The following is a 10,489-nucleotide window of genomic DNA, read 5'->3' on the forward strand; positions in this document are numbered from 1 at the left end:
CGCTCTGGGGAGCGGACGCAGTGATCGCTGCGCAAAAGATAGGAACAAAGATTTAATGAAATTCGTTCACGCTGTTGAAGGCCTGAGCCTTTGGGTGGGGCGCGCCTTTGGATGGTGCATCCTTATCTTAACACTCTCTGTTTGTTACGAAGTGTTCGTGCGCTACGTGCTGAATGCGCCAACTGTTTGGGCATTTGATATGATGGTTCAAATGTATGGTGCGTTGTTCTTGATGTGCGGAGCCTACGCTCTCGCCCAAGATACTCACGTGCGCGCAGACGTCATTTACCGCCTTTGGCCCGTTAAGGTGCAGGCAGGTATGGATTTCGTCTTATACTTTCTATTCTTTTTTCCCGGCATCATCGCACTGGTCTGGTTCGGGTACGAAATTGCTTCCGACAGTTGGCGCTACAAAGAATTCAGCTTCAACAGCCCCGCGAGCATCCAGATTTACTTCTTTAAATCCCTCATTCCTCTTTCCGGTGGGTTGCTGATGATCCAAGGTATCGCGGAACTCGTCCGCTGTGTCATGGCCATGCGCACCGGTGTCTGGCCTGAACGGCTTGCGGATGTAAAAGAAACTGAAGACTTGCTCACTGAGGCTGATCTTGATGAGATCTCTTCCTTCGCTTCTGGCGAACCTAAGCCCCTTGACGCTTCTAGAAAGATAAAAAGATGACAAACCCAGAAGTCGCCTTGATGATGCTTGGACTATTTATTGTCTTCGTCTTACTTGGCTTTCCAATTGCTTTTACATTGCTCGCGATGGGCGTCGCTTTCGGCTTTTACGCCTACCACCAAGGTAACGCGATCGAGAGCGTGGCAGATATTTTTAACAATAATATATTCTACTTAGTCAACCAAAACACCTATTCAGTTATGGAGAACCCGACGCTAGTCGCTATACCCCTATTCCTGTTCATGGGGTACGTGGTGGAGCGGGCTAATATCGTCGATAAGCTGTTCTTCTCGCTCTACCAGGCGGCGCGCAACTTGCCGGGATCTCTGGCTATTGCCGCTCTTTTAACCTGCGCGGTCTTCTCAACAGCCTCCGGTATCGTGGGCGCGGTTGTTACTCTGATGGGTTTGCTGGCTTTCCCCGCAATGGCAAACGCAAACTACGATAAAAGTTTTGCAGCTGGTGTTATTTGTGCGGGCGGCACATTGGGTATTCTAATCCCGCCCTCAATCATGTTGATTGTATACTCGGCTATCGCAGATCTGTCGCCTTTGCGGCTTTACGCTGCAGCCGTGTTCCCAGGAATGTTGCTGGCAGGTCTTTATATTGTCTATGTCATTGTGCGGGTCTGGATCACACCCTCTTTGGCACCAAAGCCAAACCTGGTTGACGTCCCTCCACCGCGTGAAATCTACTGGAATTTGCTCGTTAGCTTCGTGCCGTTGACCGTGCTGATTGCACTGGTCCTAGGCTCAATTTTGGGCGGCCTTGCAACACCCCCAGAAGCGGCGGCAATGGGCGCATTGGGCGGTATCGTTCTTGCGGTTCTCTACCGGTCAATGAGTTGGTTGAAACTCAAGGAAAGTGTATTCCTGACTGCCAAAGCAACTGCAATGGTATGTTGGCTTTTTGTCGGCTCTTGGACCTTCGCCTCGGTCTTCTCCTACCTTGGGGGCCACGACCTTATCGCGAACTGGGTCGGCGGCATGGATCTAGAGCCTTGGCAGTTCCTTGTGCTTGCGCAAGTAATCATCTTCCTATTGGGCTGGCCGCTTGAGTGGTCGGAAATCCTGATCATCTTCGTACCAATATTCCTGCCGCTTCTCGAAGTCTTTGGGGTGAACCCCTATTTCTTCGCGATGCTCGTGGCGTTGAACCTGCAAACCTCCTTCCTGACACCGCCAATGGCCATGTCGGCGTATTATCTGAAAGGGGTGTTGAAGGACCAAATTGAGCTGATGGATATTTTCCGAGGGATCATGCCTTACTTAGGCATTGTGATCCTGACGATGGTGCTCATGTACCAGTTCCCTGGTATTGCGCTATGGTTCCCTGACTACCTGTTTGGAACCTACATCCCGTGATCAAAGACTCATACACACTCTCTGCAACCGAAGCACTGGCTGCTATCGCTGCGGGTCGCCTTTCCTCAGTGGAGCTGGTCAAGTCCTGCCTCGAGAGGATTACCGCGACGGATGACAATATCCGCGCTTGGACTTATCTAGACCCAAGCGCAGCTATTGCGCAGGCTGAAGAATGTGACCGGATCGATAAGGCGGGCCTCGCTAAGGGACCACTGCACGGCATTCCGGTTGCTTTGAAAGACATCATCGATACCGAGGACATGCCGACCCAACGCGGCACGCCAATTTTCAAAGGGCGTCGGTCCGAGCGTGACGCCCGGCTGGTAGAACAATTGCGCGAGGCCGGTGCCGTTATCATGGGCAAAACGGTTACGACTGAATTGGCTTTTGTTCACGCCAATGAAACCCGTAATCCACACAACGCGGGCCACACGCCTGGTGGTTCATCCAGCGGGTCGGCTGCTGCTGTTGCCGCCCATCACGTGCCCTTGGCAGTGGGCACCCAAACCAACGGCTCGGTTATTCGCCCGGCCTCCTTCTGTGGCACATTCGGGTTCAAACCCACACGTGGCGTTATCTCTCGGGATGGGCTTTTACAAACTTCTGTCTCGCTGGATCAAGTCGGCTGCTTCGGGCGAACCCTTGCTGATGTGGCCTTGCTCACGGACGCGATCAGCAGCTACGACAGCCGCGATGCCGCCAGCTTTGCGCGACCTCGTCCAAATATGCTGGACGGAGCAGGTGCCGACGCTCCAGTGCCCCCTGATTTGGTGTGGTTCAATCTGCCCTTCTATGACCGAATGAGTGCCGACGCGCGCGAAGGCATGGATGCAGTGCTCGACATCTTGGGCCCACAAGTCACGCGAATGGACCCTGCCGACACGCTGTCCAATCTGGTGGCTGTCCAAGCGAGAATCCATGAATATGAGATTTGCATGCACCAAAAGGATATTTTCGACGGCCATTGGGACGCTTTGAGTGAGACCCTGAAACCCGTCATTACCCGTGGACGGAAGGTTACTAAGGCCGAGTATGAAGACGCATTGGGCGTCAAAGCCTCTGCTGAAGCTTTCTTTAAGGACTTCTTCGTCGAATTTGACGCGATCGTCGCTCCGTCTGCTGCGGGCGAAGCACCTCAATTTGGCGGAGGAACCGGCGATCCGATCTTCTGTACCCTTTGGACGCTTGCAGGGCTACCTTGCGTGAGCCTACCATTGTTGGTGGGGGAAAACGGCCTCCCCATTGGTGTTCAGTTGATTGGTCCCGCTGAAAAAGATGACCGCCTGCTGCGCACTGCGCGTTGGCTACAAACCCAGCTTATCGAAGACCCCGCATAGGAAAGGACACGTCATGTCATATGGAACTAAACTCATCATGGGCCTGATAGGCACCACAATTTTGTGCGTCTTTATCGGGGGACTCTCGAAGTCCATCTCTACCGGCTTCGCCGGATTTTACGGCGGTTTGCCCTTCATGATTATCGCGATCGTGGTCTGCGGTATGGCTGTTTATGACTTCTGGGACGAATGCGTTCGTAAAAAATGAGTAAGAAGCGCCTTTGGATCACCCGCCGCTTGTCTGACGCCACGCTTGAACGGGCCAGTCGCGATTATGATGTGGTCATCAACCACGAGGATCACCCGGGCACGGCGGATCAATTGATTGCCGCCAGTGCAGATTTTGACGCGATCATTCCCTGCCACTCAGAACACTTTAGCGCGGATGTCGTGGCGCAGTTCAGTGACCGGTTGAAGATTGTCGCCAACCACTCTGTTGGCGTAGATCACTGTAACCTGCCTGCCCTCAAAGAGCACGGTATTTTGGTTACCAACACACCCGACGTGCTGTCGGACGCCACTGCAGAGCTTTCGATGCTACTGATGTTGGGCGCTGCCCGTCACGCCGTCGCTGGGGACCGTATTGTTCGCACGGGTGCTTGGAACAGTTGGTCGCCCGCGTTCATGGTCGGCAAGCAAGTCACTGGTGCGCGCCTTGGGATCATCGGCATGGGGCGCGTTGGCCGCGCCTTTGCGGCCAAAGCGCGTGGGTTCGATATGGATATCCACTATTTCAACCGCTCTGAATTGACCGCAGACCAAGCCTATGGCGCAACTTATCATAGTAGCGTCGAGAGCCTTTTGGGTGTTGCTGACTTTCTGTCGCTGCATTGCCCCGCGACACCGGAAACAACCAACATGATGAACACCGAGCGCTTTGCATTGCTTCCAGACGGGGCCGTCATGGTGAATACAGCGCGCGGCGCCTTGGTTGATGAGGACGCCTTGCTCGCCACCATAGCAACCGGCAAGGTCGCGGCCGCAGGCTTGGATTGTTTTCAGGTAGAGCCCGGCGGCAACCCCGCCTTTGCGACCCATGACAACATCTTCATGTTGCCCCATATCGGTAGCGCTACTCGACAAACTCGCGACGCTATGGGTTTTCGCGCCTTGGACAATCTTGACGCTTTCTTTAAAGGGAAAACGCCCGTTGATCTTTTGTAATCCGTTAGGACATTTTCATGACTAAAATTGCATTCCTTGGCCTTGGCGTGATGGGCTATCCAATGGCCGGTCACCTTCAGGCAGACGGCTATGACGTGACAGTTTATAACCGCACCCCTGCCAAATCCGAGGCTTGGGTCAAGCAACACGGCGGCAAAAGCGCGGCGACACCAGCGGACGCCGCAAATGGTGCTGATGTGGTCATGGCTTGTGTCGGCAATGACGATGATCTACGCGCCATTTGTTTGGGCGAGACCGGCGCATTTGCGACCATGGCGAAGGGCACGATATTCGTAGATCACACTACGGTTTCGGCTAAGGTCACCCGCGAACTCTATGCGTTGGCGCAACGCATTGGCGTGGGCTTCGTCGATGCGCCTGTGTCCGGTGGTCAAGCTGGGGCTGAGAACGGGCAGCTCTCAATTATGTGTGGCGGCGACGATGACCATTACAACCGCGCTGAACCGGTGATGACCAGCTACTCCAAAATGTGCCGCCAGATCGGCCAAAGCGGTGCGGGTCAATTGACCAAGATGGCCAACCAGATTGCGATTGCTGGGCTGGTCCAGGGACTTTCGGAAGCCATGCACTTTATCTCGAAGGCCGGCCTAGACGGCAAAGAGGTGATCGAAGTGATTAGCCAGGGCGCCGCCGGCAGTTGGCAGATGTCCAACCGCTACGAGACCATGTTGGCCGATCATTTTGAACACGGCTTTGCAGTTGACTGGATGCGCAAAGATCTTAGTATCTGTCTTGATACAGCCGACGAGAATGGTGCAAGCTTACCCGTCACGGCGCTGGTAAACCAGTTCTATAAGGATGTTCAGAAGATGGGTGGCGGTCGGTGGGATACATCATCTCTCTTTAAAAGACTGCAATCGTTCTGAACCAAATGCAATTCATGACGGCACTGTGGAAGGTTTTCAAATCCTACCACGTTGCTGTTCTCCGGTCAGGCTGGGCTAGGACTGCATTCAATTTTTTGTATCATCATGGACGTCAACGGCTGCAAATTCCGCCCATCAGACCTTTACGCAAGGTGCCGCGAATGGTGGCTCTACGCCCGCAGTGCCGAATGCCGCATATGAACACGGGCGCTTGTGTGAGAGAAACAATAGGTGCAGCCAATTTACTGGAACCAAGGGTTCAGACACTAATGCTAGCTCGACCAGTCTCGGCAAAGGACATGCGCACGTTTAAAATTGCAATCATCTTCAGTCAAACATATCGGAAAATCTGACACTTAGGCTAATCCCGCCAGTTTTGTTCTGCTCTCAACTCTAAACTCGAGCCTGATTGCGGTAGAGAAGTGCCGTCGAGTGAAAAAACTTCCGCCCCAATCGAGGGCGGTTTTGATCGTGTGCGTACCCTCAGATATCTTCGCCTGGTGGTAACATGTGGCGCTCGCTGATCCATGGATTGATACGCATAGCATCGCGCAAGGACCGAAAGCCGACATCGGTTCTACCCGTGCTGATTAAAACCGACGCGCGACCTGCGAGCGCACCAAAATGGCGCGGTTCAAGTTCTAGGACAACTGAAATGTCGTCAAGTGCAGCATCGTAGTCATGGCGCAGAAAGTGAGCAAAAGCACGTTGGTTCCAGCCTTCGGCATAGTCGGGGCAGTATTCTACAAGATCGGTAAGATTTTCTACCGCCTGATCATAGTCCGAGTAGCGTATTTGCTCACGCCCAAGATCAAGCAACTGTTGCGACCGGGCATCCGGTGCAGTGTTCCAGATCATCCACAGTTGGTCTGAAATCGGGCGGGCAAGCATTTCTTTAGGGGCGGCAAGCAATTCGGCGTGCAACGTATTCTTCTCAATGTCCCGATTTTCTGAGGCAGGGCAATCTTGCGCAAACACGGGTTGAGAAAGAGTTAGAGCGGCGGCGAGAACCGATATTTTGATCCAATCATACATTTTGAGTCCCTCCTGTCGTCAATTTATGTAAGGCAACTGCCCAGCCGATCTTTCATTCGAGCTTTATAATGCGGCCAGCTTTACAGGCGTAAAACAGGCCTCCGATCAAGTATAACGACCCTATTGAACTTCAGCAGCACCAGAGATCGCTGCATTTCTAAATGCAAACTAGGCAGCAAGAACCTTTGATTTTTGGGTTAAGAATTCCGCTTCAGTTATAGCTCCGCTTTCCTTCAGGGCTGCAAGCTTCTCTATTTCATCTGCCGCAGAAACGCTGGCAAGACCGCGAACATATTCACGTTGTGCCTTTTCCATATCACTCATCGCTGCTTGATTGCGTACCTGCATTTTATCGCCGCGGACAATCAAATAAGACAGAACACCGAGCCATGGAACAACAATAATAAACAAAATCCATAGAGCTTTAGAGAGGCCATTTAGGTCTTCACTGCGGAATACGTCTGAAACGATGCCGACCATCACCCAGATCCACGCGACCATTAGGAATATCCAAAAGATAGAAAAGAAAATATCGAAAAATCCGAAGCCGTCAGCCATGATAAATCTCCAAGAAAGGTTGCTGCATATTACCTATCAGCAGGCTAGCCTCACATACCAAAAATGCAATACATTAGTGTTTTTGATTACCCTATTGTGCAAAGGTAACCGCCTCCAGAACTGAAATGTATTCGGCGATGCATTGGCTGCTTCCGGCCCATTGCCGACCTTAGTGGAAAGCGCTCGACGGTCAGCTTTGATCAGCCAATCTATTCCAAATTCATCTTTATCGGGTCTTCGATGAAAAGTTCATCGATTAGCGCCCCTAATAACTGGGTTCGAGAGTTAACCTTGGCCTTGCGATAAATGGAGTTGTTTTGTGATTTTACAGTGCCTTGAGTGGTATTTCGAAGATCAGCAATTTCGGCAACGGACAAACCTTTTGTTGTAAGTAAGGCTATGTCGCGTTCCGCTTTGCTTAAGCCCCAGCGATCGAATTGCAAGTTCACCATCGCGAAGAATTCTCCTTGCGCTGCGCGAAGGTGGAGCTCGATTTCCGCATTGCGTTTAGCAAGAAGCTTCTGACTACGCCAGATCAGGAACGCGCCAACTAAAAAGCCAATAAAAGTCAATATCTCAATAAGTTCGTGCGCTAGCCAGTTTCGGTAAAAGAGAGAATAACCGGTTATTTCAGCGAAAAGCTCACTTAAAAAGGCTAAGGCCGAGACTACATAGATGAGAATGCCAAACTTTAAGGCGATTTTGGACGGCGCATTCGCTTTCACCTAGAGTCCTCCAGTGCTGCATTGTGATTGTGATCAATCATCGCTGCTGTCATCGCCGCTGTCGTCGCTGCTGTCGTCGCTGCTGTCGTCGCTGCTGTCATCGCCGCTGTCGTCGCTGCTGTCGTCGCTGCTGTCGTCGCTGCTGTCGTCGCTGCTGTCGTCGCTGCTGTCGTCGCTGCTGTCATCGCTGCTGTCGTCGCCGCTGTCGTCGCTGCTGTCGTCGCTGCTGTCATCGCCGCTGTCGTCGCTGCTGTCGTCGCTGCTGTCGTCGCTGCTGTCGTCGCTGCTGTCATCGCTGCTGTCATCGCTGCTGTCGTCGCTGCTGTCATCGCTGCTGTCGTCGCTGCTGTCATCGCTGCTGTCGTCGCTGCTGTCATCGCTGCTGTCGTCGCTGCTGTCATCGCTGCTGTCATCGCTGCTGTCGTCGCTGCTGTCGTCGCTGCTGTCGTCGCTGTTGTCGTCGCTGCTGTCGTCGCTGCTGTCGTCGCTTTTCTCAGAACGGTCACGTTTTATTGTACCGTTTTTACCTAAAATAAGTTCCCGCTCAATTCCTGGCGCAGTGGCTTCGAATCTCAGATCTCCAAAAAATGTCTTGCTAATCTCGACTTTGGTAAAGCCTTCTCTACCCAACATTTTGATGATATCATCTTGACTTTGTTGCGCCATAGCGCTGCTAGCCATCAGAGCAAATGTGATACTCAATGTTGCTTGTCTCAGTTTCATGGATTTTCTCCTAAAGTTAAAAACCTTACCAAGACATAAAGCTATGTGGTGAGTTTGATAATATAACTTTGGTTTGTTTTGACCAGATAGAGCCTAAAGCATACGAGTGCGCCACTTGGTTAAGCTGCCCTTGCAAACCACTCGCACACAAACACCAAAGATGGCAGTCTTGAGATCGAGAGCGCCTTGGTAGCAACTGACGAGGAGATTGGGGAATGCTAGCTATTCGTGCAATTGTTCGAGATTCAAAATCGCATCGTGTCGTCCTGACCTGCTCTCCAAAGCCCCCGCATTTATAAAGAGAGTTTGCAGGTTTGGATTTCATAATCGATGGCTTCGTTTTTGGCCAGCGCGTCATGCGGGGGGCTTTCAGATTGCCCAAGCGTTCGTCGCGCTTGAGCGGGTGTTTGGGTTCCAAGCGATGAAAGTGGTCTGACGTTGTTGTAGTCGTATCCCAAACTATCCCATCATGCGAGTAATTCACACCGCATGATGGAAATGTGTTTCAAGTTTCTGGTTGGTTGAGATTAGTGTTGAGGTTGTTGTTGCCATCTTGAAGCCGCCAAGGTCAATTTAGGCGGATTGCTGACTTATACCACAGGTGCGAAACAACTTACAGATTACGTGCAGTTCTGCGGACTGTCGCAGGGACCCCTTTCATAGTTGCTATGCTATTACACCAGACACAGTCAATATCGCGTGACGGTTCCGAACATGCCCGCTTCTTTGTGGCCTTCGATTTCGCAGCTCATATCTAGGTCAGCGCCGATTTGAATTGGTACAAAAAACCATTCGACGGTTTGATGCGGGCCGACTTCGACTTCTTCAATTTTGCCCTTGATTTCAGCTACCAGTTCGCCGTCCGGAGATTCGATTTCGATTTTGCGAGTGAAAAACTTTTCGCTCACCTCATGCATGGCCAGCTCGTGCTTGTAATCGTCAACGTTGGTTGTAACCAACGCATACGCCTTGCCAGTTTCAAACTCCAAATGGTCAGGCTTGAAATACATATTCCCGTCATCGTCCGTGCCCATCTCCATGGCGATTTTTTGCACATCGGCACGCGACAAATCCCCCTCCGCAAAAGCTGAACTTGAGAAAGTCGTAGCCAAGATAATTGCTAGTCCTGATATCGTTTTCATAAGGTTTCCAGTCTTTTCCGAAGGTCTATCCCTCCTCCTGATGCCTAAGCCCCAGGCCTCTGGCACGCCTTGATCTGCACCCGCTTGCAAAAACAAACTGGAGGTGCAGTGTTTTTGCAAGGCAGATTGGATGGAATTTCTGTTGGCATCTCGAAGATGTCAGTTTTTCCCCGCTCAACCGACCTTTGAGCCAACTGCAGCGAAAGTCCGGTTCCCGCCCTTAGTGTTGAATGACACGAACGGCCCAAACCGGACCTCGGTGCATTGTGCAGCGAACGGCGGGTCCGAGCCCACTTTACCAGTTTTCTACAATGCAGCGAATGTCAGATCTTGCGACTTGCTCGCCCCCCCCCCCCGGCAGCACGACATCAACCATGCCCCAAGAGGCAAAGCTGGCGCTCGGAAGCACGCTGGTTGCTCAATAGAAGCATCATGGCACCCCGATCAAATACAGCCCTGTTTCTTCGCCATGCCAATTTTCAAGGCCTCGGAGCACCTAACCAAGTCGGCATTTTTTGTAGGCCTAACAAAGAAACAAATCCAATTCTCTGGAAATTGCCCGGAACGCAAAATCCCCCCTTCGCCAGTTAAGGCGAAGGGGGGATGACACAGGAGGCAAAGATAATTGAGCCGCACTGGTAGCCTCAAAAATGTTTACAGGCCATTTTTCAATGCAGAGGCCATTGCTCAGCCTTATGTTCTTTTATTTTCAGCCCTGCATACCCCCCGTCTTCTCCAACGCCGGCCACACGGCTGGCCGATCACATCCGGAAGCCGCAGGGAATTGTAAATCGCCTCTGCCTGGTCAGCCTTCTTACTATCGATCGGCAGATCACAAATCGGCGTTTCCCCCGCTTTGAGTTTTTCCTCCCAAT

General features: G+C 52.0%; 12 protein-coding genes. 6 read left to right on the top strand and 6 right to left on the bottom strand.

What is annotated here, in order from left to right; genetic code table 11:
- Nucleotides 1–55: 55 nt before the first annotated feature.
- From AB9F26_RS20665 to AB9F26_RS20690, 6 genes are read left to right on the top strand one after another with little or no spacing between them, the layout of a single operon-like run.
- Complete coding sequence (locus AB9F26_RS20665) at nucleotides 56–679, top strand: TRAP transporter small permease subunit (RefSeq protein ID WP_335585086.1); 624 nt, start codon at nucleotides 56–58, stop codon at nucleotides 677–679.
- Nucleotides 676–2,043, top strand: coding sequence for a TRAP transporter large permease subunit (locus tag AB9F26_RS20670; RefSeq protein WP_335585085.1), 1,368 nt, complete (start codon nucleotides 676–678; stop codon nucleotides 2,041–2,043). Before AB9F26_RS20665 ends, AB9F26_RS20670 begins: the two co-directional genes overlap by 4 nt.
- A complete protein-coding gene (locus AB9F26_RS20675) occupies nucleotides 2,040–3,380 on the top strand; it encodes an amidase (protein ID WP_335585084.1) in 1,341 nt (446 codons plus the stop codon). Before AB9F26_RS20670 ends, AB9F26_RS20675 begins: the two co-directional genes overlap by 4 nt.
- 13 nt (nucleotides 3,381–3,393) lie before the next feature.
- Nucleotides 3,394–3,588, top strand: a complete 195-nt coding sequence (locus tag AB9F26_RS20680; protein WP_335585083.1) for a hypothetical protein — start codon at nucleotides 3,394–3,396, stop codon at nucleotides 3,586–3,588.
- Nucleotides 3,585–4,544: a 2-hydroxyacid dehydrogenase gene (locus tag AB9F26_RS20685; protein WP_369768972.1), complete on the top strand. Its 960-nt coding sequence runs from the start codon at nucleotides 3,585–3,587 to the stop codon at nucleotides 4,542–4,544. Before AB9F26_RS20680 ends, AB9F26_RS20685 begins: the two co-directional genes overlap by 4 nt.
- Before the next feature lie 17 nt (nucleotides 4,545–4,561).
- Nucleotides 4,562–5,431 carry an NAD(P)-dependent oxidoreductase gene (locus AB9F26_RS20690; RefSeq protein WP_369768973.1) on the top strand — a complete coding sequence of 290 codons (870 nt, stop codon included), beginning with the start codon at nucleotides 4,562–4,564 and terminating at the stop codon, nucleotides 5,429–5,431.
- 483 nt (nucleotides 5,432–5,914) lie between these two features.
- On the opposite strand, the gene AB9F26_RS20695 is transcribed toward AB9F26_RS20690, so the two are convergent.
- The 6 genes from AB9F26_RS20695 to AB9F26_RS20720 all read right to left on the bottom strand — a co-directional run.
- Nucleotides 5,915–6,466: a hypothetical protein gene (locus tag AB9F26_RS20695; RefSeq protein ID WP_335585080.1), complete on the bottom strand. Its 552-nt coding sequence runs from the start codon at nucleotides 6,464–6,466 to the stop codon at nucleotides 5,915–5,917.
- A gap of 168 nt (nucleotides 6,467–6,634) precedes the next feature.
- Nucleotides 6,635–7,024, bottom strand: coding sequence for an SHOCT domain-containing protein (locus AB9F26_RS20700; protein WP_369757561.1), 390 nt, complete (start codon nucleotides 7,022–7,024; stop codon nucleotides 6,635–6,637).
- A gap of 209 nt (nucleotides 7,025–7,233) precedes the next feature.
- Nucleotides 7,234–7,749 carry a helix-turn-helix transcriptional regulator gene (locus AB9F26_RS20705; RefSeq protein ID WP_335586120.1) on the bottom strand — a complete coding sequence of 172 codons (516 nt, stop codon included), beginning with the start codon at nucleotides 7,747–7,749 and terminating at the stop codon, nucleotides 7,234–7,236.
- Nucleotides 7,750–7,782: 33 nt separating this feature from the next.
- Nucleotides 7,783–8,472, bottom strand: coding sequence for a hypothetical protein (locus AB9F26_RS20710; protein ID WP_369768974.1), 690 nt, complete (start codon nucleotides 8,470–8,472; stop codon nucleotides 7,783–7,785).
- 689 nt (nucleotides 8,473–9,161) lie between these two features.
- Nucleotides 9,162–9,614, bottom strand: a complete 453-nt coding sequence (locus tag AB9F26_RS20715) for a hypothetical protein (RefSeq protein ID WP_369768975.1) — start codon at nucleotides 9,612–9,614, stop codon at nucleotides 9,162–9,164.
- A gap of 693 nt (nucleotides 9,615–10,307) precedes the next feature.
- The coding region (locus AB9F26_RS20720) for a hypothetical protein (protein WP_369768976.1) at nucleotides 10,308–10,489 on the bottom strand (182 nt) is incomplete at its 5' end.

The sequence above is a fragment of the Falsihalocynthiibacter sp. BN13B15 genome (genome assembly GCF_041205415.1).
Taxonomy (GTDB): domain Bacteria; phylum Pseudomonadota; class Alphaproteobacteria; order Rhodobacterales; family Rhodobacteraceae; genus Falsihalocynthiibacter; species Falsihalocynthiibacter arcticus.

Coding starts and splice junctions, on each gene's coding strand:
- AB9F26_RS20680 (WP_335585083.1), top strand. CDS start 3,394: ATGTCATATGGAACTAAACTCATCATGGGCCTGATAGGCACCACAATT.
- AB9F26_RS20685 (WP_369768972.1), top strand. CDS start 3,585: ATGAGTAAGAAGCGCCTTTGGATCACCCGCCGCTTGTCTGACGCCACG.
- AB9F26_RS20665 (WP_335585086.1), top strand. CDS start 56: ATGAAATTCGTTCACGCTGTTGAAGGCCTGAGCCTTTGGGTGGGGCGC.
- AB9F26_RS20710 (WP_369768974.1), bottom strand. CDS start 8,472: ATGAAACTGAGACAAGCAACATTGAGTATCACATTTGCTCTGATGGCT.
- AB9F26_RS20670 (WP_335585085.1), top strand. CDS start 676: ATGACAAACCCAGAAGTCGCCTTGATGATGCTTGGACTATTTATTGTC.
- AB9F26_RS20715 (WP_369768975.1), bottom strand. CDS start 9,614: ATGAAAACGATATCAGGACTAGCAATTATCTTGGCTACGACTTTCTCA.
- AB9F26_RS20690 (WP_369768973.1), top strand. CDS start 4,562: ATGACTAAAATTGCATTCCTTGGCCTTGGCGTGATGGGCTATCCAATG.
- AB9F26_RS20695 (WP_335585080.1), bottom strand. CDS start 6,466: ATGTATGATTGGATCAAAATATCGGTTCTCGCCGCCGCTCTAACTCTT.
- AB9F26_RS20700 (WP_369757561.1), bottom strand. CDS start 7,024: ATGGCTGACGGCTTCGGATTTTTCGATATTTTCTTTTCTATCTTTTGG.